Source organism: Microbacterium timonense, from assembly GCF_900292075.1.
Taxonomy (GTDB): domain Bacteria; phylum Actinomycetota; class Actinomycetes; order Actinomycetales; family Microbacteriaceae; genus Microbacterium; species Microbacterium timonense.
Map to the genome: position 1 here is coordinate 748,238 of NZ_OLMV01000001.1, position 23,987 is coordinate 772,224.

General features: G+C 69.9%; 23 protein-coding genes. 3 read left to right on the plus strand and 20 right to left on the minus strand.

The window, feature by feature from the left end:
* Positions 1-8: 8 nt before the first annotated feature.
* Genes C9992_RS03590 through C9992_RS03635 form a run of 10 tightly spaced genes read right to left on the minus strand, consistent with a single transcriptional unit; the run spans position 9 to position 9,523 of the window.
* Positions 9-374 carry a bacitracin resistance protein gene (locus tag C9992_RS03590; protein ID WP_106814184.1) on the minus strand — a complete coding sequence of 122 codons (366 nt, stop codon included), beginning with the start codon at positions 372-374 and terminating at the stop codon, positions 9-11.
* A complete protein-coding gene (locus tag C9992_RS03595) occupies positions 371-922 on the minus strand; it encodes a DNA polymerase III subunit gamma/tau (protein ID WP_106814185.1) in 552 nt (183 codons plus the stop codon). Before C9992_RS03595 ends, C9992_RS03590 begins: the two co-directional genes overlap by 4 nt.
* A gap of 20 nt (positions 923-942) precedes the next feature.
* Positions 943-1,656 carry a copper homeostasis protein CutC gene (locus C9992_RS03600; RefSeq protein WP_106814186.1) on the minus strand — a complete coding sequence of 238 codons (714 nt, stop codon included), beginning with the start codon at positions 1,654-1,656 and terminating at the stop codon, positions 943-945.
* 9 nt (positions 1,657-1,665) lie between these two features.
* Positions 1,666-2,517, minus strand: coding sequence for a copper homeostasis protein CutC (locus tag C9992_RS03605; protein WP_106814187.1), 852 nt, complete (start codon positions 2,515-2,517; stop codon positions 1,666-1,668).
* Entirely contained in the window at positions 2,514-3,854 is a 1,341-nt protein-coding gene (locus tag C9992_RS03610) for an alpha-L-fucosidase (protein WP_106814188.1), read from the minus strand. Before C9992_RS03610 ends, C9992_RS03605 begins: the two co-directional genes overlap by 4 nt.
* A complete protein-coding gene (locus C9992_RS03615) occupies positions 3,851-5,428 on the minus strand; it encodes a M81 family metallopeptidase (RefSeq protein ID WP_106814189.1) in 1,578 nt (525 codons plus the stop codon). The genes C9992_RS03610 and C9992_RS03615 overlap by 4 nt, the downstream gene beginning before the upstream one ends.
* A complete protein-coding gene (locus C9992_RS03620) occupies positions 5,412-6,386 on the minus strand; it encodes an ROK family protein (protein WP_106814190.1) in 975 nt (324 codons plus the stop codon). The genes C9992_RS03615 and C9992_RS03620 overlap by 17 nt, the downstream gene beginning before the upstream one ends.
* Positions 6,383-7,324 carry a carbohydrate ABC transporter permease gene (locus tag C9992_RS03625; protein WP_235007957.1) on the minus strand — a complete coding sequence of 314 codons (942 nt, stop codon included), beginning with the start codon at positions 7,322-7,324 and terminating at the stop codon, positions 6,383-6,385. The genes C9992_RS03620 and C9992_RS03625 overlap by 4 nt, the downstream gene beginning before the upstream one ends.
* Positions 7,314-8,219, minus strand: coding sequence for a carbohydrate ABC transporter permease (locus C9992_RS03630; RefSeq protein ID WP_106814191.1), 906 nt, complete (start codon positions 8,217-8,219; stop codon positions 7,314-7,316). Before C9992_RS03630 ends, C9992_RS03625 begins: the two co-directional genes overlap by 11 nt.
* Positions 8,220-8,263: 44 nt before the next feature.
* Positions 8,264-9,523, minus strand: a complete 1,260-nt coding sequence (locus C9992_RS03635; RefSeq protein WP_235007959.1) for an ABC transporter substrate-binding protein — start codon at positions 9,521-9,523, stop codon at positions 8,264-8,266.
* 188 nt (positions 9,524-9,711) lie between these two features.
* Between C9992_RS03635 and C9992_RS03640 the strand changes: the two genes are divergently transcribed.
* Positions 9,712-10,866 (plus strand): ROK family transcriptional regulator, encoded by a 1,155-nt coding sequence (locus C9992_RS03640; RefSeq protein WP_106814192.1) that lies wholly within the window; start codon positions 9,712-9,714, stop codon positions 10,864-10,866.
* 15 nt (positions 10,867-10,881) lie between these two features.
* Here the strand turns inward: C9992_RS03640 and C9992_RS03645 are convergent, their stop codons facing one another.
* From C9992_RS03645 to C9992_RS18175, 7 genes are all read right to left on the minus strand, one after another.
* The gene (locus C9992_RS03645) at positions 10,882-12,144 is read right to left on the minus strand and encodes an alpha-L-fucosidase (RefSeq protein WP_106814193.1); all 1,263 of its coding nucleotides are present in this window, start codon (positions 12,142-12,144) and stop codon (positions 10,882-10,884) included.
* 150 nt (positions 12,145-12,294) lie between these two features.
* On the minus strand, positions 12,295-13,320 hold the full coding sequence (gene ilvC / locus C9992_RS03650) for a ketol-acid reductoisomerase (protein WP_106814194.1): 1,026 nt from the start codon (positions 13,318-13,320) through the stop codon (positions 12,295-12,297).
* A 90-nt stretch (positions 13,321-13,410) separates the two neighbouring features.
* A complete protein-coding gene (gene ilvN, locus C9992_RS03655; RefSeq protein WP_106814195.1) occupies positions 13,411-13,920 on the minus strand; it encodes an acetolactate synthase small subunit in 510 nt (169 codons plus the stop codon).
* Positions 13,921-13,923: 3 nt separating this feature from the next.
* Positions 13,924-15,732 carry an acetolactate synthase large subunit gene (locus C9992_RS03660; RefSeq protein WP_106814196.1) on the minus strand — a complete coding sequence of 603 codons (1,809 nt, stop codon included), beginning with the start codon at positions 15,730-15,732 and terminating at the stop codon, positions 13,924-13,926.
* A gap of 43 nt (positions 15,733-15,775) precedes the next feature.
* Positions 15,776-17,494: a dihydroxy-acid dehydratase gene (ilvD, locus tag C9992_RS03665; protein ID WP_106814197.1), complete on the minus strand. Its 1,719-nt coding sequence runs from the start codon at positions 17,492-17,494 to the stop codon at positions 15,776-15,778.
* 59 nt (positions 17,495-17,553) lie between these two features.
* Entirely contained in the window at positions 17,554-18,336 is a 783-nt protein-coding gene (gene otsB, locus C9992_RS18170) for a trehalose-phosphatase (RefSeq protein ID WP_200826211.1), read from the minus strand.
* Positions 18,333-19,796, minus strand: a complete 1,464-nt coding sequence (locus C9992_RS18175) for an alpha,alpha-trehalose-phosphate synthase (UDP-forming) (RefSeq protein WP_200826212.1) — start codon at positions 19,794-19,796, stop codon at positions 18,333-18,335. Before C9992_RS18175 ends, otsB begins: the two co-directional genes overlap by 4 nt.
* 135 nt (positions 19,797-19,931) lie before the next feature.
* Between C9992_RS18175 and C9992_RS03675 the strand changes: the two genes are divergently transcribed.
* Complete coding sequence (locus C9992_RS03675; RefSeq protein WP_106814198.1) at positions 19,932-20,198, plus strand: hypothetical protein; 267 nt, start codon at positions 19,932-19,934, stop codon at positions 20,196-20,198.
* A 74-nt stretch (positions 20,199-20,272) separates the two neighbouring features.
* Here C9992_RS03675 and C9992_RS03680 read toward each other — a convergent pair whose 3' ends face one another.
* Genes C9992_RS03680 through C9992_RS03690 form a run of 3 tightly spaced genes read right to left on the minus strand, consistent with a single transcriptional unit; the run spans position 20,273 to position 22,927 of the window.
* Positions 20,273-21,457 (minus strand): acetyl-CoA C-acetyltransferase, encoded by a 1,185-nt coding sequence (locus C9992_RS03680; protein WP_106814199.1) that lies wholly within the window; start codon positions 21,455-21,457, stop codon positions 20,273-20,275.
* Positions 21,454-22,152, minus strand: coding sequence for a CoA transferase subunit B (locus C9992_RS03685; RefSeq protein WP_106814200.1), 699 nt, complete (start codon positions 22,150-22,152; stop codon positions 21,454-21,456). Before C9992_RS03685 ends, C9992_RS03680 begins: the two co-directional genes overlap by 4 nt.
* 1 nt (position 22,153) lies before the next feature.
* Positions 22,154-22,927, minus strand: coding sequence for a CoA transferase subunit A (locus C9992_RS03690; RefSeq protein ID WP_106814201.1), 774 nt, complete (start codon positions 22,925-22,927; stop codon positions 22,154-22,156).
* Between the two features lie 181 nt (positions 22,928-23,108).
* Between C9992_RS03690 and C9992_RS03695 the strand changes: the two genes are divergently transcribed.
* Positions 23,109-23,897, plus strand: a complete 789-nt coding sequence (locus C9992_RS03695; RefSeq protein ID WP_106814202.1) for an IclR family transcriptional regulator — start codon at positions 23,109-23,111, stop codon at positions 23,895-23,897.
* Positions 23,898-23,987: the final 90 nt, after the last annotated feature.

Below are 23,987 nucleotides of genomic sequence, written 5' to 3' on the forward strand. Positions count from 1 at the left end.
GCGCCGTCTCAGGCGAGGAACGACGCGGAGTTCAGCGTGGTGTACGCCACCACGTTCAGCCAGAAGACGGCGACCACGGCCAGCCCTGTGATCATGACGAGGAACAGCTCGTGGGCGGCACGGCGGTAGCCGATCGCGAAGGCCCCTCCCCACACCAGCAGGGGGAACAGAGCGGCGAAGATCCAGATGAACCAGCCGAGCGGGTTGAGGGTGAGGCCGGCGTCGGCGAAGACGCCCAGTGTGGCCACGAGATTCCCGATCGCGTTCCACACCGCGTAGGCGTAGAAGAGCCCGACGGCTCCGGAGATGGTGGCCACCAACCAGGTCGGCGTCGCCGCCTTGTTCGCCGTGACGGGGCGGGCGTTCTCGCTCATTGCCCGACCGCCCCGATCATCACGAACGGCCACGGGAGCAGCACCACGACCCCCGCCGCCAGCCACGCGAACCGCACCCACGGCCGACTGCGTCGCGTGAGGACGAACGCCGAGACGAACCACAGGACGGGCGCGAGGACCGCGAGCCACAGACTCCCCTGATACATGACGTCCAGCACCAGATACTGCGCCCGGCCCTGCAGGCGGAGGCCGCCGATCAGCCACCCGATCGCGTAGAGCGCGTAGACACCACCCAGGACACCCAGGGCCACCAGCGCGCCGTTGCCCAGCGGCGGCCGTTGCGGTGCCGGGACATCCCGCTCGGTGGTCTCTGCCTCGGATGCCGACGCACCCGCCTCCGCCGCGTTCAGGCCCTCACTGCCCCGGCCGACCGCGGTGAAGCCCGCCGGAAGGTCCACCGGCTCGGCGACCGGGTCAGGCGCCCCCTCGGGCGATGGCCGGTCATCCGAGGCGCCGGAAGACCGCAGGTCGAGTGTGGGATCGTCGTCGCCGTCCCACGTCAGGGCGTCGTCGTCGCGGCCGGTCACGGTCCCAGCGTAACGCCGGCTCAGCCGGCGGCCGCCACCGCCTGGGCGACGACGGCAGGATCGGTCGCATCGTGTCCGGCGGATCCGCCGCCCGGCCCGGAGGGGGCATCCGTGCCCACCCGCGAGCGCGCTGACAGGTGCACCGCGTCGACCCCGACGGCGAACAGCGCGGGGATGTCGGCCGGGCGCACGCCGCCCCCGGCCATGACCTCGGTCTCACCCGATCGTGCCGCGAACTGCCTGAGCAGTCCGAGGCCGTCCACGGACCGGGCGGCTCCCCCCGACGTCAGGACGCGGTCGACGCCTTCGGCCACGAGCACGTCGAACACGGCGGAGGGATCCGCGGCGGCGTCGATGGCCCGGTGGAACACGAGCGCGGCCGGCCCCGCGGCATCCCGCCACCGGCGTAGGGCGTCGAGGTCTGCGCGGCCCTTCTCGTCGAGCGCACCGACGACCACTCCCCCGGCCCCGCGGGTCACGCAGGCCCGGATGTCGGCCGCGACCAGCGCGACCTCCTCCGGGTCGTAGACGAAACCGCCGCCGCGCGGGCGGACCAGCACGTTGACCGCCGCCGGGTCGACGGCCGACAGCACGCCCTCCAGCACGGCGAGGGAAGGCGTCAGACCGCCGACCTCGAGCGCCTGGCAGAGTTCCAGACGGCTGGCGCCCGCGGCCATCGCCGCCCTGGCACCCGCAGGGTCCTGGACGGCGATCTCGACGGTGCGCGCAGGCATGACGTGAGCCTATCCCCCACTCACACACCCGTTTGTGCGGAGAACACGCCGTTCCGCGCGCGACGACAACGGCGTGTTCTCCGCACAAACCGACGCAAGAGGTTTGGGAGCGGAGTCCTGCGCTCCGGTGGCGTTCGCCCGGGCCGCGGCCGCCGCTGCGGCGACCGCTTCGGCGACGATGACGGGGGCGGTGACGTCGTGTCCTTCCGCGCCGCCGCCGGGTCCGGACGGATGCTCCGTTCCCGTGCGGCGACGGGCAGACAGGTGCACCGCTCCGGCGCCGGCGAAGACGAGGTGCGGGATGTCCTGCGGGGTCACCCCGCCGCCCGCGACGACCTGCGTTGTCGAGCCGGACAGCCGCGCGTAGGCGGCGAGGCGCTCCACGCCGTCGATGGTCCTCCTCGCACCGCCCGAGGTGAGCACCCGGTCCACCCGTTCCTCCAGGAGCGCGTCGAACACCTGCGCACTGCGGGGTGAGGCGTCGATGGCGCGGTGGAACACGAAGGCCGCGGCGCCGGCGGCATCCCGCCACCGGCGCAGGGCATCCACGTCCGCATCGCCGTGACGATCGAGCGCGCCGACGACGACACCTCCCACTCCCCGTTCGACCAACGCGCGGATGTCGGCGGTGACGACCGCGACCTCGTCGGCGTCGTACACGTAGCCGCCGCCGCGCGGACGCACGAGCACGTTGACGCGCGCCGCGCCGATCGCGGAGCACACCGCCTCCACCTGCGCGATGGACGGGGTGAGGCCGCCCACCACGAGGGCCTGGCACAGCTCGACGCGGTCTGCTCCCGCGTCGACAGCGGCGCGAGCGCCCGCCGCGTCCTGCACCGCGATCTCGACCGCGACCGTCACAGCACCACGCGGAGCGCCGCCGCCGCGTCGCCCCGCAATCCCTCGGGGACCACGGCCCTGGTGCCACCGTCCGGCCGCGTGTCGGCCTCGGCCTCGCCGTCGGCCCAGTAGGCGCGCGCGCCAGCCAGCTCGTGCGGCAGGTCGATGATCCCCGCGCTCGGATCCAGCGCGATGACGTTCACCACGCCCTCCGCGGCCGTGTACGCACGCGGCGCACCGGTCTGCTCGCACGCGCGGATCCACGGCCGGGTTCCGTAGACGGCAGCGCCGTCGCGGCGCAGCCAGGCACCGAGCTCACGCATCGCCGCCGCCTGCAACTCCGGGATGGAGCCGTCGGCACGCGGTCCGACGTTGATCAGCAGGTTCCCGTTCTTGCTGACGACGTCGGCGAGGAGGCGGATGAGAGCGGCCCCCGAAAGGGAGTGCCGGGCGTCCTCTGCCTGGTTGTAGCCGAAGGAGTACCCCAGTCCCCGCGTCGACTCCCACGGGTGCTCGATGATGTCGGCGACGTGTGTGTATTCGCGGGTGAGGAAGCCGTGCCGCGGCACGCCCCACCGGTCGTTGATCGCCCCGTCGGGCACGGCGTCGAAATAGCGCCGCAGCAGCGCGGCGACGCCGTAGTCCTCCCTGCCTTTTCCGCCGTCCGGCCACTCGATGTCGTTCCACAGCAGATCGGGACGGAACTTCTCCACGAGTTCATCCAGCTGCGCGGCCGCGTATCGCGAGAACCACTCGTCGGCGCGCCGGAAGCGGAACAGGTCGGTGTCGGACTGGATCGGCGGGAAGTCGCTGACATGCCAGTCCAGCGCGCCCGAGAAGTACACCCCGAATCGCGCTCCCGCCTGGCGCGTCGCGTCGTGCAGTTCTGCGATGAGGTCACGGCCGGGCCCGCGGCGGGATGCCGTGAAAGTCGTGGTGGCGGTGTCCCACAGGCAGAAACCGTCGTGATGCTTGGTCGTCGGGACGACATACCTCGCACCGGCGTCGACGAGCGCGTCCACGAAGGCGTCGGCGTCGAACGCCCCGGGGTCCCAGAGTTCGGCCAGGTCCTCATAGCTCGTGCCCGTGCCGTAGAGCCGCTGGTGGCGCTCCCACGTCGGGCTGCCGGGGATGCGCACCGTGTTCGCGTACCACTCGGCGTACTGGTGGTGAGCGTACGCATCCTCCGCCGGGACACCGCCCGGCGGGTGGGCGGGCGCCCAGGCGGGCACCGAGTACAGGCCCCAATGGACGAAGAAGCCCAGTTTGGCGTCGCGGTACCACTCGGGCACGGGCGCCTCCGGGTATTCGGGCGCCGCGTCGCCGAGGTCCGGCCCGGTCCGCGTCTCGAAGTTCATGAGCGTGCCTCCGCGCCGCGCCGCCGCGTGACCAGGGCGGTGAGATCGGGCTCCTCGTCCGTCACGTCGAACGGATAGGTCCCCGGCCGAAGCCGCGAGTGTCCCAGGCGCAGCAGATCCTGGTCGACTCCGCCCGGGGTGAGCGCCAGCGCCCAGCCGCGGGCCAGATCGTAGAGCTCCGGTTCGAGATACCCGATCTTGACGATGAGGATGTCGGCGGCGTGGGGATCCAGCCCCAGCATGCGGAAGTCGTCCAGGTGATGGAAGGGCTTGCGCCGCTCGGTGACGATGGCGTGGACGGCGCCGCTGCGGATCACGATCTGGGTCCCCGCGACCGGATCGCCCTCGGTGATCGAGAAGACCTCGCCGGTGACCGCCACAGGACCGCGCGGCCCGGCATCCACTCGGCCCCCCACCTCCACGGTGACCGTCGCACCGGCGCCCGCCGTCCGCGCGGCCTTCACGGCGTCGGGATCGAAGACGGATGCCGCGATGACGGTGCGCGCGGGATCGACGAGGTCGGCGCGCTCGAGCAACCTTCCGAGCGACCAGGAGACGTCCCCCGCGCCTCCGGCGGTGGGATTGTCGCCGGAGTCCGAGATCACGTAGGGGCGCGGCGCACCCGCCGCCAGCGCCGCATCGAGCGCCTCGTCCAGCGTCGCGGTCGGACCGACGAATGCGAAGTCGGCACGGGCGTCCCAGTAGCCGCGCGCCAGACGCTCGGCCTCACGGGCGACCACGTCCCGATCGTCGCCCGTGACGATGACGGTCGCGTGGCAGCGCGGTTCGTCCGCCCACGCGTACCCGACCCAGACCGCGGCGTCCGTGACCCCCTCGAGCTCTTCGACGTCGGGGACGGCGGCGTACAGACCACGGGCCGGCTCGAGGCGCGTGCTCGTCTTCTCACCGGGTAGCAGCACAGGCACCCGCACCCAGGCCTTCAACGGGCGGCGAGCGTCGGGGTCCGAGCCGGCAGGCCCTCGCAGACGCTCGAGCAGGTTGTGCACGGCGCGCTGCTTGGTGTTCAGCCAGTCCTCATGCGGCGCCATCCGGTAGCAGGTGAGCAGATCCACGGCGTCGAACAGCGCGTCCGAGACGTTGCCATGCAGGTCCATCGACGTCGACACGAGAGTGTCGGGACCGAGCGCGTCGCGCACGGCCTCGGCCAGGTCGCCCTCAGCGTCGTCCATACCGACCACGCTCATCGCGCCGTGGATGTCGAAGAAGAACCCGTCGAACGGACCGTGGGCACGGATGCCGTCCACGATCGCGGACTTCATGCGGGCGTAGGTCTGCGGGTCGACCGCGCCACCGGGCAGCGACCGCCCGTGCGTGAGCGGCACCCAGTCGGCGGCCTCCCGCAACTCCTCCCCCTCGGCGAGGAACGGGTAGTACGCCAGCAGGTCGGCGCCGGTGCGGATGGTGAACGCCTCGTCGCCGGAGACATGCGGGGAGAACGTGCTGGATTCGATGGAGATCCCGCCGATGCCGATGCGCGGCCGCGCGAGGCCGGCGGGATGGAGGGCGCCCAGCGGGCCCTTCCACACCTTGTCGTGATCAGGACGCGACGTCACGGAGCAGCTCGCTTTCTGGGGAGGAGATGGAGGAGAGGGAATGGTCGGATGCCGCAACCAGCGCCGCAGCGCCCAGCACCACGGCATCTTCGCCCAGCGATCCCGGGACGATTCGCAGCGGCGCTCCCGAGACCGGTGGATCGGACGCGAGCACCGCCGCCACGGCCGGGGCGAGGAGGTCCCATGCGGAGGCGACCCCGCCGCCCACCACGGCCAGCGGCACGTCGACCAGACTGGCCGCCGACACGCAGGCGAGCGCCACGGCGCGACCCGCGTCGGCGAAGACCTCGGCGGCGGCGGGGTCACCGGATCGCGCGCGTTCGGCCACGACGCGGGCAGAAGCCACCCCGTGCCCTGTCGCCGTCGCATACCGTCGGACGATCGAGGTGCCGGAGGCCAGGGTCTCGAGGTGCCCCCGCTGACCGCACGTGCAGACCAGGTCGCCGTATCCCGGCGTGTGGCCGATCTCGCCGGCCGCACCGTGAGGGCCGTGGCGGAGCGCGCCGTCGAGCACGAGCGCGCCGCCGACGCCGGTGCCGAGCATCAGGCCCAGCACATCGCGGCCCCGCCCCGCGCCCCAGGCGGCTTCGCCGAGAAGGAACGCGTTGACGTCGTTCTCGACCCGCACCCGCAGCTCGAGCCGTTCGGCCAGGTGCCCGCCGAGAGGGAAGCCCGCCCAGTCGACGAACATGTCCGACGCCGCTCGGATGGCGCCGCTGTCCGGGTCCACGACACCGGCGGCGCCCACGCCCACCGCCTGCGGCTGCACGCGCGCCTTCTCGGCAAGCTCCTCGACGAGCCGTGCGGCCGACTCCGCCATGGCCTGTCCCCCCTGACGCGCGGGGGTGTCGCACGTGCCGCGCGCCAGCACGCTGCCGTCGTGCGCCACCAGCGCGCCGGCGGTCTTCGTGCCCCCGATGTCGACGCCTGCGACGACGGAAGGTCTGGAGCCGCTCATCGGCCGCCCAACCCGGCCATCGCGATGCCCTTGACGAGGTGCTTCTGCAGGGCGATCACGAGGATCGTGGTGGGGATCATCGAGATGATGGCAGCCGCCATCTGAAGATCCCACCGCGTACCGGTCAGGCCCGAGAAGCTGGCGAGCCCGACGGGAAGGGTCCCGAGCTTCGCGTAGTCCACCGTGACGATGAGCGGCCACAGGTAGCTGTTCCAGAACGACAGGAACGTGAACACCGCCAGCACCGCGACGGCGGACTTCGACAGCGGAAGGATGATCTGCAGGAACGTCCGCACGGCACCGGCACCGTCGACGCGGGCCGCCTCCTCCAATTCGAACGGGATGCCGCGGAAGAACTGGCGCATGAGGAACGTGCCGAACGCGGTGAAGGCGAACGGGAAGATCAGCGCCTGGTACGTGTTCACCCAGCCGAACCACTGCATGACCTGGAACATGGGGATCACCAGGACCTCGGCCGGAACCATGAGGGTCGCCAGGAACAGCACGAAGACGGCGTCGCGCCCCTTCCAGCGCAGCCGCCCGAACGCGTAGCCGGCGGTCGTCGAGACGATCAGCACCACCAGGGTGCCGGCCACCGCGACGAACAGCGAGTTGGCGATGTACGTGACGAACGGCCCGTACGCGAAGACCTCGGCGAAATTGCCCCATTTCACCTGCGAGCCGACCAGGGTCGGCGGCATCGAGAAGATCTCCTCGTTGGGCTTGAGCGCCGAGAAGAACGCGTACACCAGGGGCGCGACGAAGATGAGCGCCGCCAGGTAGACGGACACGTGCGCGACGATCAGTCTGATGCGCTCGCCCCGGGTGCGCGGAGCTGTCCGCCGGCGCCGTGGCTCCTCGGCGACGAACTCGTCATCGGAGGTCATCAGAAGGGTCTGCTCGACGGCGGTGTCGAGATCTTCGACGTCAGTGCTCATAGTGCACCCACTTCCGCTGCGCGGCGAACTGCACGCCGGTGATGGCGATGATGATCGCGAAGAGGATCCATGCGGCCGCGGCCGCAAGCCCCAGGTCGCCGAAAGTGAAGCCCTGCTCCCAGATGAACATCACGAGCGGCTTGGTCGCGTTTCCCGGGCCGCCGCCGGTCAGCAGCTGCGGCTGGGCGAAGACCTGCAGCGCGGTGATCATCGTCATGATCGTGGCGAAGAAGATGGAGGGCGAGATCATCGGGATCATCACGCTCCACGTCAGCCGGAAGCCGCGCGCGCCGTCGATGCTCGCAGCCTCCAGCACGCTCTCGGGCAGCTGCTCGAGGGCCGCTGAGAAGATGAGCATGTTGTAGCCGAGTCCCTGCCACACGCTCATCGCCACCACCATGACCATCGCCCAGTACGGGTCGGCGAGGAAGTTGGGCAGCGTGATCCCGAACCAGCTCTCAGCGAGGCCGTTGAACAGCCCCTGTGGCTGCAGCATCATCTTCCACACCAGCACGTTCGCGACCATCGGCACGACGACGGGGATGAAGAAGAGCACTCGGAGGGCGCCGCGGCCGCGGATGCGCGGACCCAGCCCGATGGCGAGCACGAGCGAGAGCGCGATGCTGCACGGCACATACAGCAGCGTGTACACCGCGGAGTTGCGCAGCGCCGGCCAGAAGTCCGGGCTCTCGGTGAACAGCTTGGCGTAGTTGTCGACGCCGTTGAAGCTGCGGTCGCCGAACGTCGGCCAGTCGAAGACGCTCATCACGATCGACAGGCCGACGGGCACGATCGTGAACAGGGCCAGGCCCACCAGGGCTGGGCTTGCGAAGCCCAGCGCCTGGCGGGCCTCAGCCCTGGCGAGCGACCCGCGACGGGTGGTCGTGGTCGTCATTGCTCTGCTCTCTTGCTCCTGCGGGGACTCGTCACCGAGTCCGGTCACTCACCGAACTGCGCCTGCGCGTTGGCCAGCAGCTCGGACATCTCGAGCTGCCCGTTGTAGACGCTGACGAGGTTCGGCTGGACATAGCTGTCGAGCTTCTCCCAGTTCTTGGTCATGTACAGCGGCACGGTGGTCGCGAAGGCGGACTCGAAGACCGACTTCACCTGGTCGCGGTACTGCTCGTCGATCGAGTCGAAGTACAGCGGCTGCGACTCGGTGCGAGCCGGGTACGAGCGACCGGAGGACGCGATGTAGTCCTGAGCGTCCTTGCCGAGGAGGGATCCCATGACCTTCAGCGCCTCCTCCGGGTGATCGCAGGTCTTCGAGATGCCGTAGCCGGAGCCGAGGATCGGGCCGGCGTTGCCGTGGTCGCCGGTGGGAAGCGGCGCCATGCCCGCGGCGAAGCCGGACTCGTTGTTGAGGTAGCTCACGGCGTTCCAGGTGCCGTCCACCGCCATCGCGGCGTTGCCGCCGGTGTACTGGTTCTCACCCCAGCCGGTGTCGGACGCCGAGGCGACCGGCGCGGCGACTCCGAGGTCGGTGACGAGTCCGGCGTACCAGGACGCGGCATCGACGAAGTCGGGGTCGTCGATGTGCAGGGTTCCGTCCTCAGAGGCGGGCTGCTGACCGGAGTACGCGATGGGCATCGACATCCACTGGTATCCGCCCATCCCCATGCCGAAGCCGAACTTGCCGGCGGCGGTGGCGGTGGTCGCGATGTCTTCGAAGTCGTCGAACGTCCACCCGATCTCCGGCGTCTGCGCGCCCGTGGCCGTGAGCATGTTCTGGTTGTAGTAGACCAGCATCGTCGCCACGTCGAACGGAACGCCGTAGAGCGCGCCCTCGAAGCTCAGGATCCCGTCGGCACCGGGGTTGAAGTCGCCCAGGTCGATGCCCGCCGTCTCGAGGTCATCGGCCGTGAGCTCGCGGAACCCGTCCGTGAAGCCGCCGAGCTGCGCTCCGCTCATGCCGGTGACACAGGCCATGTTGCCACTGGCCATGTTGGTCGTGAGCTTGGTGAAGAAGTCGTTCCACGGCGCCGTCTGGAGCTTGATCTCCACGTCCGGGTTCTCCTTCTGGGCGATCGCGACCTGCTCCTCGAGCGCGGTCGTGTCAGCCTCGCTGCCCGACCACATGTCGACGACGATGGTCGGCTTGCCGTCGGACGAGTCGCCTCCGCTCCCGCTGGCGCACCCCGTCAACACCACCGCGACTCCGGTGGCCGCGGCCACCGCGCCGACGCGCATCTTCTTCATTGAATGCCTCCTCTGGCAGCCGGTCCCAAGAGGTTATTTCGATTGTCGAAACAACTTTGTACTCTTGTGTCGCAAGTCACCCTCGCAGGTTTCGATCGGTGACGCAACCTGAACATCGGATGTTTATCGACGTGTGATACTTCGTCACGTCCCGGAAACACCCCTCCCCCACAGACGCGAGAAGGAACATGACCCCGGACACCGACCGCCCCTCGCCGGACGAGGCCCTGTCCCGCCGCATCATCGATCTCATCTCGGCGGGTCGGGCGCGTTCGCGCACGGAACTCGCCGCCGCACTCGGACTCGCACCGTCGACCGTGAGCCTGCGTGTCCAGTCGCTCATCGACGCCGGACTGGTGACAGAGCGCGGGGAGGGCACGTCGCGCGGCGGACGCCGGCCGCGCCTGCTGGGCATCGACGACACGTCGGGCGTCATCCTCACGGTCGACCTCGGCGGCGGCCACGCGCGCGTCGGCGTGCACTCCCTCAGCGGCGCGCTCCGGGAGACCCGATCCATCCCCGTGACCCTGACCGACGGACCAGAACCCACCATGGCCGCCGTCTGCCGGCTCTTCGACGAGGTCAGCGGCGGGCGCCCCATCCACGCCATCGGCATCAGCCTTCCGGGACCGGTCGACATCGCGACCGGCTCGGTCACACAGCCGTCGCGGATGCCCGGCTGGCCGGGCTTCCGCGTCGGCGAGCACGTGAGACAGCGGTACGGCGTACCGGTCGCCGTCGACAACGACGCCAACCTGGCAGCCCTGGGCGAACACCGGGCGCAGTTCGGGGCGACCGGCCACAGCATCACGGTGAAGGCGGGTACCGCCATCGGCAGCGGCATCATCGTGGACGGGCATATCCATCGCGGCGCGACCGGCGCAGCCGGTGACATCACCCACACCCGCATCGACGGAAGCGGCGACATCCCGTGCTCGTGCGGAAACACGGGATGCCTGGAGACCGTCGCCAGCGGTGCGAGCCTGGTGCGTCAGATGCGCGAGCGCGGCCGCACCGAGGTGCACACCACCGCGGACGTGCTCGCTCTCGCGTTCGACGCGGAACCGGAGGCCACCAGCATCGTTCGCACGGCCGGGACGCACCTCGGGCAGGCGCTGTCGGGCGTCGTCAACTTCTTCAACCCGCACGCTGTGTTCTTGACGGGCAGCATGAGCGCGTCCGAACCGTTCATCGCCGCGGTGCGCAGCCGGGTGTACGAGGCCTGCCACCCGCTGGCCACCCAGCAGCTGCGCATCGAGGCCGCGCAGACCAGGGCCGACGCGATCCTCCACGGGGCGGCGCGCTGGGCGCTGGACAACCTGGAGCTCCCCACGGCGGCCTGACGCCGCCGGACCGACTCACGGGGCCGACAGCGTCAGCTCGATCACCGGTACCAGCACGTCGGGTCGCACCACGGGCAGATGCACCGTCAGCGTCCCCTCCGCCTCGCCGGCGGGCACCATGTTGCTCGGCACCTGTTCGGGATCGGTGACGGAGGTGCGCAGCCAGGATCCGTCATGAAGGAACCGTGCGTACGAGACCTTGCCCGCCAGTTCGGGCAGATGCACGAAGCCGAGCGGCCACGAGAAGAGGTGCAGGTAGAGCCGGTCGCCTCGCCGGGTGTACACCCCTTCCCGAGGCGGTGTGAGTCCGGCATGGCCGGCGCCCACGATCGCCGCGCGGTGCAGCCGCATCCACTCCCCGATCTCCGCGAGCGTGCGCTCGTCGCGAGGCGCGATCGCGCCGCGCCCGTCGGGGCCGATGTTCAGCAGCATGTTGCCGTCCATCGAGACCGAGTCGGCGAGCATCTGCACCAGCAGCGTCGCCGACTTCTGCTCGGTGTTGTCGCGGTGATAGCCCCACGAGCCGTTCATCGTCTGGCAGGCCTCCCACACCTGCGGCACGCCGTCGAGCAGCAGCGGCGACGTCGGCTGGTACTGCTCCGGCGTGACGAAATCCCCCGGGATCCCCAGGCGATCGTTGACGAGCATGCGCGGCTGCAGCTCGCGGCACATCGCCAGCAGCCGCTCCGCGTCCCAGTCCGCCGGGCCCTTACCGAGAAGGCCGTCCGCCTCCTCGGGATACGTGAAGTCGAAGAACAGGTAGTCGATGTCGCCGTAGCCCGTCAGCAGCTCCCGCACCTGGGCGTGCAGGAACTCGCGGTATCGCGCCATGTCGCGGCCTGCGTTGAGCGCCGCGACGTCGTCCCCGCGCCGCGGGTGGTTCCAGTCGACCGTGAAGTCGGGGTGATGCCAGTCGATCAGCGAGTGGTACAGGCCGACGCGCAGACCCTCCTCACGCAGCGCCTCCACGTACTCCCGCACGAGATCCCGGCCGCACGCGGCGACCGAGTGGAAATCGCTGACGGCGGTGTCCCACAGGGCGAAGCCGTCGTGGTGCTTCGTCGTGAGCACCACATAGCCCATGCCGGTCTGCTTCGCGCGGCGGGCCAGGGCGCGGGCGTCGAAGAGGTCGGGATCGAAGTGCTCGAAGTACTGGCGGTAGTCCTCGTCGGTGAGGCGCTCATAGTTCTGCACCCACTCATGCCGCGCCGCCGCGCTGTACAGACCGAAGTGCACGAACATCCCGAACCGCGCCTCATCGAACCACTGCTGCCGCATCCTGCCCCACTCGCCTCTCCGTTGCTCTCGCTCCATCCTGGCATAGACATCGGATGTCTGACGGCGTGCGGGACCGCGCCGGCGCAACGGAAGAGCCCGACCCCGCGAGGGGCCGGGCTCTCACGATGACTCTGGAGCGAGGTGATCAGATCAGCGCGCCGCGCTTCCCTCCACGTAGTCCTCGTCCTGCTGCTTCCAGGCGAACAGCGCGCGCAGGTCCTTGCCGACCGACTCGATCGGGTGCTGCGCGGCCTTCTCGCGGAGCTCGTGGAACTCCTTGGCGCCGTTGTCCTGGTCGTCGATGAAGCGCTTCGCGAACGCGCCGGACTGGATGTCGGCGAGGACGGCCTGCATGTTCTCCTTGACGTGGGGATCGATGACGCGGGGCCCCGAGACGTAGTCGCCGTACTCGGCGGTGTCGGAGACCGACCAGCGCTGCTTGGCGATCCCGCCCTCCCACATGAGGTCGACGATGAGCTTCAGCTCGTGCAGCACCTCGAAGTAGGCGATCTGCGGCTGGTAGCCCGCCTCGGTGAGCGTCTCGAACCCGTACTGGACGAGCTGCGACACGCCGCCGCACAGTACGGCCTGCTCACCGAACAGGTCGGTCTCGGTCTCCTCGGTGAAGGTCGTCTTGATGACGCCGGCGCGCGTGCCGCCGATGGCCTTCGCGTACGAGAGCGCGGTCGCCCACGCCGTGCCCGAGGCATCCCGCTCCACCGCGATGATGTCGGGGATGCCGCGCCCGGCGACATACTCGCGACGCACGGTGTGACCGGGGGCCTTGGGGGCGACGAGGATCACGTCGACGCCCTCGGGCGCCTCGATGTAGCCGAAGCGGATGTTGAAGCCGTGCGCGAACGCGAGGGTCTTGCCGGGAGTCAGCTTGTCCTTGATGCTCTCGTTGTAGATCGAGCGCTGGTGCTGGTCGGGGGCGAGGATCATGATGAGGTCCGCCCATTCGGCGGCGTCGGCCACCGACTTGACCTCGAAGCCCTCGTCCTGTGCCTTCTCGGTCGACTTCGAGCCCTCCTTGAGCGCGATGACGACCTCGACACCCGAGTCGCGAAGGTTCTGGGCGTGCGCGTGGCCCTGCGAGCCGTAGCCCACGATCGCCACCTTCTTGCCCTGGATGATGCTCAGGTCGGCATCGGCGTCATAGAAGATCTCAGCCATCTTCGTGTTTCTCCTTGTGTGTTGCCGGTCGTTGCGTTTCGTCTCGCTTCGCTCGCTCAACGACCGGTGAGCGGCACGCGAAAGGGGATGTCAGCCGCGCAGCACGCGTTCGGTGATGCTCTTGCCGCCGCGGCCGATCGCGACCAGGCCCGACTGGGCGAGCTCCTTGATGCCGAACGGCTCGAGCGCGCGCAGGAAGGCCTCGACCTTGCCCTTGTCGCCGGTGACCTCGACCACCAGCGCGTCGGGCGCATAGTCCACGATCTGCGCGCGGAAGAGGTTCACCACCTCGAGCACGTTCGAGCGCGTCTGGTTGTCGGCACGCACCTTGATCAGCATGTGCTCGCGCTGCACCGAGGCCGCCGGGTCGAGCTCGACGATCTTGATGACGTTGATCAGCTTGTTCAGCTGCTTCGTGACCTGCTCCAGCGGGAGCTCGTCGACATCGACCACGACGGTGATGCGCGAGAGCCCCGGAACCTCGGTCACACCCACCGCGAGCGACTCGATGTTGAAGCCGCGACGCGCGAACAGCCCGGCGACGCGGGTCAGCAGGCCCGGCTTGTCCTCCACGAGAAGACTCAGCACGTGACTGGACATCGTTCAGTCCTCCTGCTCTGCGAAGGCGGGCGAGTGATCGCGCGCGTACTGCACGTAGCTGTTGCTGACGCCCTGCGGCACCATCGGCCACACCATCGCGTCGGCGCTCACGACGAAGTCGATCACCACGGGGCGGTCGTTGGTCTCGAGCGCCGTCTTGATGGCGGCATCCACGTCCTCCGCCTTCTCCACGCGCAGCGCGAGGCAGCCGTACGCCTCGGCGAGCTTGACGAAGTCGGGGATGCGCACCGTGCCGTGTCCGGTGTTCAAATCGGTGTTCGAGTGGCGGCCGTCGAAGAAGAGCGTCTGCCACTGACGCACCATGCCCAGCGACGAGTTGTTGATGATCGCCACCTTGATCGGGATGTTGTTGATGGCGCAGGTCGCGAGCTCCTGATTGGTCATCTGGAAGCACCCGTCACCGTCGATCGCCCACACCACGCGGTCGGGTTCGGCGACCTTGGCACCCATCGCGGCGGGCACGGCGTAGCCCATGGTGCCGGCGCCGCCGGAGTTGAGCCATGCGTTGGGACGCTCGTACTTGATGAACTGGGCGGCCCACATCTGGTGCTGGCCGACGCCCGCGGCATAGATGCCTTCCGGACCCGTGAGCTCGCCGATCCGCTGGATCACGTGCTGCGGGGCGAGCAGCCCGTCCGTGGTCGGGGTGTAGCCCAGCGGGAACTCGTCGCGCAGGCCGTCCAGGAACGACCACCACTCCGAGATGTCGGGGGCGGTGCCGCCGGTGACCGCGCGGAAGGCCGCATCCAGGTCGACCAGCACGTCCTTCAGATCGCCCACGATCGGCACGTCGGCGGTGCGGATCTTCGAGATCTCGGCCGGGTCGATGTCGACGTGCACCACCTTGGCATGCGGAGCGAACTGGCTCGCCTTGCCGGTGACGCGGTCATCGAAGCGCGCGCCCAGGGCCACGATGAGATCGGACTCCTGCAGCGCCAGCACCGCCGGGACGGTGCCGTGCATGCCCGGCATGCCGAGGTGCTGCGTGTGCGAGTCGGGGAACGCGCCGCGGGCCATGAGCGTCGTCACGACGGGTGCACCCGTCGACTCCGCCAGGGTGCGCAGCTCCTCGGCGGCCCGGGCACGCACGACTCCCCCACCGACGTACAGCACGGGCTTCTTGGACTCGGCGATCAGCTGCGCCGCCGCCTGGATCTGCTTGCCGTGTGCCTTGGTCACCGGCCGGTATCCCGGCAGGTCGATCCTGGGCGGCCACACGAAGGGCGCCTCCGCCTGCTGGGCGTCCTTGGTGATGTCCACGAGCACCGGACCGGGGCGACCGGTCGAGGCGATCTCGAACGCCGCGGCGATCGCACCGGGGATGTCCTCGGCGCGCTTGACCAGGAACGAGTGCTTGGTGATCGGCATCGTGATGCCCACGATGTCGGCCTCCTGGAAGGCATCCGTCCCCATCAGGGTCGAGAAGACCTGGCCGGTGATGCAGACGATCGGCACGGAGTCCATGTACGCGTCGGCGATCGCCGTGACGAGGTTCGTCGCGCCGGGGCCCGAGGTGGCGATCGCCACACCCACGCGGCCGGACGCGGCGGCGAAGCCCTCTGCGGCGTGGCCGGCACCCTGCTCGTGCCGCACCAGGATGTGGCGGACGGACTCGTCGTCCATGAGCGGGTCGTAGACGGGCATGATCGCTCCGCCCGGGAGGCCGAAGACATCGGTCACCCCGAGCAGGTCGAGCGAACGGACGACCGCTTCGGCGCCCGTGAGCACGGGCGTCGAGGCGGTGCGGGCTGGTGGCCGCGGGATGGCCGCGGCAGCGGTGTCGGTTGACATAGGAGATCCTCGGAATCAGTCGGAGGGATGCCGGAGGCCAGGCTCAACCGGTGGTCGCGCCCTCCGCAGCGGAGCGCACGAGTCGGGAGTACTTGGCAAGGACGCCACGGGTATAGCGCGGAGGAAGCGGCTCCCAGCCAGAGCGGCGGGAGCTCAGCTCGGCCTCGTCGACGAGTAGGTCGAGAGTGCGAGCCGCGATATCGACCCGTATCAGATCACCATCGCGCACGAAGGCGATGGGACCGGCGTCCACCGCTTCGGGTGCTATGTGGCCGATGCACAGGCCGGTTGTGCCGCCTGAGAATCGTCCGTCCGTCAAGAGTAGTACATCTTTTCCGAGCCCCGCGCCCTTGATGGCGGCCGTGATCGCCAGCATCTCGCGCATGCCGGGGCCGCCCTTGGGCCCCTCGTAACGGATGACGACGACGTCGCCCTTCTGGATCTGCCCGGCCTCGAGGGCATCCATCGCCGCGCGCTCGCGCTCGAAGACGCGAGCGGGGCCTTCGAAGACGGCCGCGTCGAAGCCGGCGGTCTTCACGACCGCCCCTTCGGGTGCCATCGAGCCGTGCAGGATCGTGATGCCACCGGTCGCGTGGATCGGGTCGTCGAAGGTGTGGATGACCGTGCCGTCCACCGGGTCCGGGTCGAGGTCGGCGAGATTCTCCGCGAGGGTCTTGCCGGTGACCGTGAGCGCGTCGCCGTGGAGCAGGCCCTCGTCGAGCATCGCCTTCATGATCACGGGGATGCCGCCGTGGCGGTCGACGTCGTTCATGACGTACTTTCCGAACGGCTTCATGTCGGCCACGTGAGGCACCTTGTCGCCGATGCGGTTGAAGTCGTGGAGGCTGAGGTCGACGTCGGCCTCGCGCGCGATGGCGAGCAGGTGCAGCACGACGTTGGTGGAACCGCCGAGCGCCATGGCGAGGGCGATCGCGTTCTCGAACGCCTCCTTGGTGAGGATGTCTCGCGTCGTGATGCCCAGCCGCAGCAGGTTGACGACAGCCTCACCCGAACGGTGCGCGAAGTAGTCGCGGCGGCGGTCGGCCGAGGGCGGCGCGGCGGACCCTGGCAGGCTCAGCCCGAGAGCCTCCGCCACCGATGCCATGGTGTTCGCGGTGTACATGCCGCCGCAGGCACCCTCACCGGGCGCGATCGCACACTCGATGCGCTTGAGGTCGGCCTCGCTCATCTTGCCGGCCAGGCAGGCGCCCACCGCCTCGAACGAGTCGATGATCGTGACGTCCTTCTCCGTGCCGTCCGAGAGCTTGACCCAACCGGGGGCGATCGAGCCGGCGTAGAGGAAGACGCTCGACAAATCCAGACGGGCGGAAGCCATCAGCATGCCGGGGATGGACTTGTCGCACCCGGCGAGAAGCACCGAGCCGTCCAGGCGCTCGGCCATCATGACGGTCTCGACGGAGTCGGCGATGACCTCTCGGGAGACCAGCGAGAAGTGCATCCCCTCGTGTCCCATCGAGATGCCGTCCGAGACGGAGATCGTGCCGAACTGCAGCGGGTAGCCGCCGCCGGCGTGCACGCCCTCCTTCGCGCCCTGCGCGAGACGGTCGAGGCTCAGGTTGCAGGGGGTGATCTCGTTCCAGCTCGAGGCGATGCCGATCTGAGGCTTGTCCCAGTCCTCGTCGCCCATGCCGACGGCGCGGAGCATTCCGCGCGACGTGGTGGCTTCGATGCCGTCGGTGACGACACGGCTGCGGGGCTTGATGTCGATGGAGTTGTCAGCGGTCGAATCGGGCTGGGCCATTGACTCAGTGTATTCCCGCGGGAACACCCGCTCGGCCCGCGTGACGGCGGCGCCGACGCTCACCGGAGAGCGTGCGAGCGCTCCGTCGCGAGCCTGCTCAGCAGGGCCGCCAGTGCCGCGATGTCGGGTACGCGCACCGTCGCGGCGGTCGGGCCGTCGCCCACGCGGATGCCCACGTCCGCGGACCTGAGGCTCGCCAGCGCGTCCTCGTCCGTGACATCATCGCCGGCGAAGAGCACCGCGCTCGCGCCCGTGCGCTGCCGCAGCTCGGCGATGGCGGAGTCCTTGCCCTCGTGCCGGAAGGCGTACTCCACGATGTTGTGCCCGGTGCGCCGCCGCCATTGCGGCGCCTCGGCGGCGACGATGTCGTCCACGAGGCGGTTCGCCTGCGCGGCGGCCTCGCGGGTCGCCCGCCGGGTGTGCACGCCGAAGCCGAAGGTCTTCGGTTCGATCCACACGCCGTGCAGCGACGCCGTGGCCTGCTCGGCGTGTGCGCGCAGCTGGTCACGCAGCGCGGCATCCGCCTCATCCTCGCCGTGGCGGATCACGCCCTCGCCGGGAACCCAATACTCGGCGCCGTGCGATCCAGCCAGCCACACGCGCGAGTCGCCGTCGTGCTCGGCGATGAGGCGGAGGTCCACGAGGCTGCGCCCCGACACCAGCGCGACGACGGTGGCGGGCGCGGCGACGAGCGCCTCGACGGCATCCCGCGCAGCCGGCAGCATGCGGGCCGCCATCGGGTCGTCCTGCAGCGGTGAGAGGGTGCCGTCGAAGTCGAGGGCGACGAGCAGCGCATCGGATGCCGCGAGCCGCGCGATCGCGGCGTCCGCGTCGTCGGTCACGCCTGCGCCCTTTCCCCGTGGCGCTGGCGGCGGGCGTCGTCCAGGGCATCCAGGAACGAGCGCGACCAGCGCGCCACGTCGGCCTCGATCACCTTCTTGCGCAGGGCTCGCATGCGTCGGCCCTGCTCTGCGGCCGGCATGTCGATCGCCCGCATGATCGCATCCTTCATGCCGTCGATGTCGTGCGGGTTGATCCGGATGGCGCTGGGCAGCTCGTCGGCCGCACCGGCGAACTCGCTGAGCACCAGCACGCCACGGTTGTCGATGCGCGAGGCGACGTACTCCTTCGCGACGAGGTTCATCCCGTCGCGGAGGGCGGTCACGAGCATGACGTCGGCGGCGAGGAACAGCGCGACCATCTCCTCGCGTGGGTACGCCTGGTGCAGGTACCGGATGGCGGTGTGGTCCATGGTGTCGAAGTCGCCGTTGATGCGGCCCACCGTGAGCTCGATCTCGTCGCGCAGCTGCATGTACGCCTCGACCCGTTCGCGGCTGGGGCTGGCGACCTGCACGAGAGTGACGTCCTCCACCGAGATGCGGCCGTCCTCCAGGAGTTCGCCGAAGGCCTTCATGCGGTGACGGATGCCCTTGGTGTAGTCCAGGCGGTCCACGCCGAGCAGGATCTTCTTCGGATTCCCCAGGCTCTCGCGGATCTCCTGCGCTCGAGCCCTGACGTCGGGGCGCCGCGCGAGCTCGATGTACGAGCTGGCGTCGATCGAGATGGGGAAGGCGCGCGCCAGCGCCCGCCGGGTCGATCCGTCGGGGTTCGGCACGGTGATGCCGCTGGCCTTCGTCTCGTAGCGCAGCTGCCGCCGCACGGCGCGCGCGAAGTTGCCGGCATCCGCCACCCGCTGGAACCCGATGACATCGGCGCCGAGCAGACCCTCCAGGACCTGTCGTCGCCACGGGAGCTGGGAGTACAGGCCGTATGCCGGGAACGGAATGTGGTGGAAGTACCCGATCGTGAGGTCGGGCCGCGCGTCGCGGAGCATCTGCGGCACGAGCTGCAGCTGGTAGTCCTGCACCCAGACGGTTCCGCCGGGAGCGGCGATGGCGGCGGTCGCCTCGGCGAACCGGCGGTTCACGCGCACGTAGGCGTCCCACCAGACCCGTCGGTAGCGAGGCTCGGCGATGACGTCGTGGTACAGCGGCCAGAAGGTGTCGTTCGACATGCCCTCGTAGTACTTCTCGACCTCGTCGGCACTGAGCGCGACGGGCACGAGGTGGGTTCCCTCGAACTCGAACGGCTCGACCTCGATGTCGGGCTGACCCGGCCAGCCCACCCACGCCCCGTCGGCACGGCGCATCACCGGCTCCAGAGCCGTCACCAGTCCCCCGGGCGAGCGCCGCCATCCCCCCTCGTCGTCGCCGTCGGCGATGCGGTCGACCGGCAGACGGTTCGCGACGACGACGAGCTCGGCGGTGCGATCGCGTTCGGCGGGTGGGTGCGGCTCTGTCACGCGGCCTCCAGACGGTTCGTGGACTCGGCACGCTCAGGCTAACAGCGCGGGGTCGCCGGCCGAGCGCCCTTGACGGACGAGGACCTGTCATGTCAAGGGGGACGGCGCGAGCGGCCCGCGCGCTAACGTGGGCCCATGCGCAAGTACCTCTTCGGCACCGGCATCCTGACCGCCTTCACGGGCGGGCTGACGCTCCTGCGGGGGCTGCGCGAGCACGAGCCCTTCACGTGGCGTCAGGCGCTGGCCTGGCTGAGCTGGGGCATCTCGCTGGCCCTCGCGATCGGCGCCATCGTCGATGTGCGTCGGGCCTCGCACGGCGCGACGGTGGACAAGGACTCCCCCGTCCACGGGCGCGAGAGCAAGCTGCGTCGCCGGCGCATCGCGCGACAGCTCGAGCGCTGACCGGACGCACCGCAACGAAGGACAGGCCTCCGTGCGGAAGGAGGCCTGCCCTTGCGTCGAGGAGAGCGCTCGGCTCAGCGAGTGAGGATGAGTGCGTCGCCCTGACCGCCTCCGCCGCACAGGGCGACCGCCGCGGTGCCGCCGCCGCGACGGACGAGCTCATGCACCGCGTGGACGACCAGACGGTTGCCGGAGGCTCCGATCGGGTGCCCGATCGCGATTCCCCCACCGTGCGGATTGACGACGTCGTCGGCGAGGCCGAGCTCTGCCTGGGACCGCGCCACCACGGCACCGAACGCTTCGTTGATCTCGACGACATCCAGATCGGCGGGGGTGATGCCCTGCTTGCGGCAGGCCTTCTCGATGGCCCGTGCCGGCTGAGCGTGCAGCGAGTTGTCGGGACCGGCGACCTGCCCGGAGGCGCCGACGACGGCCAGCACCGTCCAGCGGTTGGCGTCGGCATGGGAGCGCGTCGTCAGCACGACCGCCGACGCACCGTCGGAGATCTGCGATGAATTGCCCGCGGTGATGGATCCGCCCTGCGCGAAGGCGGGGCGCAGGCGGGCGAGCGTCTCCACGGTGGTCTCGGGTCGAACGCCCTCGTCCCTCGTCACGACGACCGGGTCGCCCTTGCGCTGCGGGATCTCCACGGGCACGATCTCGGCGTCGAAGACCCCGTCGGCCTGCGCGGCCGCGGCGCGCTGGTGCGAGCGCGCGGCCACGGCATCCTGGACCTCCCGGGTGATCTCGAACCGCTCGTTGTGACGCTCGGTCGAAGCGCCCATGCTCTCACGGTCATACGCGTCGGTGAGCCCGTCGTACGCCATGTGATCGAGAACCTCGATGGAGCCGTACGACCACCCGTCGCGGGAGCCCATCAGCAGGTGCGGAGCCCGCGTCATCGACTCCATGCCCGCCGCGACGACGACCTTCGCGTCACCGAGCGCGATCATCCGAGCGCCGTCGATGACGGCCGTGAGACCCGAGAGGCACACCTTGTTGACCGAACTGGAGTGGACGTCCCACGGAATGCCGGCGCCCACGGCCGCCTGGCGCGCCGGATTCTGCCCGGCCCCGGCGGGCAGCACCTGGCCCGCGAGGACGGCGTCGACCGCGTCGGCCGGGATGCCGCCCTTCTCGAGCGCGCCCTTGATCGCCGCGCTGCCGAGCTGCACCGCGGTCAGCGCAGCCAGCTGGCCCTTCAGCCGCCCCTGTGGCGTGCGCGCGGCGGCGACGATGACGATGTCGTCGTGGTTCATGCCTCCACCTCCATCTCGAGGGCCACTCGGTCCGTGAGGTCGTCCGAGGGCGCGGTCAGGCCCGGCGCGAGGAGGAGCGGCGGCTCCGTGGCCGCCACGACCTCGTCCACGGTCACGCCGGGTGCCGTCTCGACCAGCACGAGTCCAGCATCCGTCACATCGATGACCGCGAGGTCCGTGATGATGCGATCGACGACGCCCCGCCCGGTGAGCGGGAGCGAGCACTCGTCCACGATCTTGGCCGAGCCGTCCTTGGCCACGTGCTCCATGAGCACGATGACCTTCGCGGCGCCGTGCACCAGGTCCATCGCGCCGCCCGGGCCCTTCACCATCTTGCCGGGGATCATCCAGTTGGCGAGGTCGCCGGTGGCCGACACCTGCATGGCGCCGAGGATCGCCGCGTCGATCTTGCCGCCGCGGATCATGCCGAAGCTCGTCGCCGAGTCGAAGAACGCGGCGCCCGGCAGCGTCGTGACCGTCTCCTTGCCGGCGTTGATGAGGTCGGGGTCGACGTTGTCCTCGGTCGGGTACGGTCCCACACCCAGGATGCCGTTCTCGGACTGCAGCACCACCGTGACCCCGTCGGGCACGAAGTTCGGCACGAGCGTGGGCAGCCCGATGCCGAGGTTGACGTAAGCGCCGTCGTACAGCTCCCGCGCTGCGCGCGCGGCCATCTCGTTGCGGGTCAGTGCCATGTCAGTTCGCTCCCTGCGAGACGGTGCGCCGTTCGATGCGCTTGTCGATGTCGGTGCCGACCTCCACGATGCGGTGCACGTAGATGCCGGGCAGGTGGATGCTGTCGGGATCGAGCTGCCCGGGCTCGACCAGTTCCTCGACCTGGGCGATGCAGACCCGCCCTGCCATCGCGGCGAGCGGGTTGAAGTTGCGCGCGGCCTTGTTGAAGACGAGGTTGCCGTGACGGTCGCCTTTCAGCGCGTGGACGAGCGCGAAGTCCGTGACGATCGCCTCTTCCAGGACGTACTCGCGCGGCGTGCCGGCGACCTCGAAGGTGCGCACGTCTTTGACGGGCGAGGCCACGGCGACGCTGCCGTCGGCCGCGTAGCGCCGGGGCAGCCCGCCCTCGGCGACCTGCGTTCCGACACCGGTCTGCGTGTAGAAGGCGGCGATGCCCGATCCTCCCGCCCGCAGCTTCTCGGCAAGGGTCCCCTGCGGCGTGAGCTCGAGCTCGAGCTCGCCCGAGAGGAACTGGCGCTCGAACTCCTTGTTCTCACCCACGTACGACGAGGTCATCTTGCGGATGCGCTTGGCGTTGAGCAGAACGCCCAGTCCCCAGTCATCCACGCCGCAGTTGTTGCTCACGATGCTGAGGTCACTCGTCCCCTGCGCCAGCAGCGCCTCGATGAGCGCGATGGGGTTGCCCGACAGGCCGAATCCCCCCACCGCCAGCGACGCGCCGTCGGGGATGTCGGCGACGGCCTCGGCCGCCGAGCTCCAGGTCTTGTCGATCACGTGCACTCCTTCGTGTCAGGCACGAACTCCTCATCTGCGGCCGCAATCCGCGGGGCTGCGGCATCCGAGAGGGCTTGGCATGCCCTTCTTGAGGAGTTCGTGCACCATCCTGCGGCGGATCCCGCCCGTGCTCCGAGCGCATGCTTGCGATGTGGCTACGGCGCGCCGTACCGTCCATATTGTGGACACCTCCAGAAAGCGCACGGTTCCCGGTGCGCAATCGATCGCGCGCGCGGCACACCTGCTGCGGCTCGTGACGGCAGGGGGCGAGGCCGGGATGCCGGTGGCCGATCTCGCCCGGCGCGCCGACCTCACCCGCCCGACGACGCACCGCCTGCTCACGGCGCTCCGTGAGGAGGGATTGGTGGACCAGGACGAGCACACGGGACGGTGGATGCCGGGACCTGAGCTGTATCTGATGGGCAGCGTCGCGGCATCCCGCTACGACATCACGGCCATCGCGCGCGACATCGTGCGTTCGCTCGCGGTGCGGACGGAGGAGAGCGCCTTCCTCTCGGTGCGCCGCGGGGACGAGACCGTGTGCCTGCTCCGCGAGGAGGGCAGCTTCCCGATCCGGTCCTTCGTGCTGTCGGAAGGCGTGCGTTTTCCGCTCGGCGTGGCCTCGGCGGGGCTCGCCATCCTCGCATTCCTCCCGCCTCACGATGTGGACGCGTACTTCGAGCGCCACCGCGGTCTGGGTGAGGAGTGGGGCATCTCGCACAGCGAGGCGCGCCTGCGCGTGCGGCTGCGCGAGACGCAGGAACGCGGCTACGCGATCAACCCTGGACTCATCGTGGAGGGCTCGTACGGCCTCGGGGCGGCGGTCTTCACGCGGGAGGGCCATCCGCAGTGGGCCTTGAGCCTGACCGGGGTGCAGTTCCGGTTCGGACCCGACCGCCTGCCCGAGCTGGGTCGCACGCTCCTCGCGCACGCCCATCAGCTGACCACGCGCATCGCCGCCTCCCGTTAGTCCGGCATTCCGGTCGGTCGGCGAGCGAGGACCTGCCCGGGATTTCGGACGCTGAGCCAGCGACGAACGAGCGAGACGAAACGCCTCGGA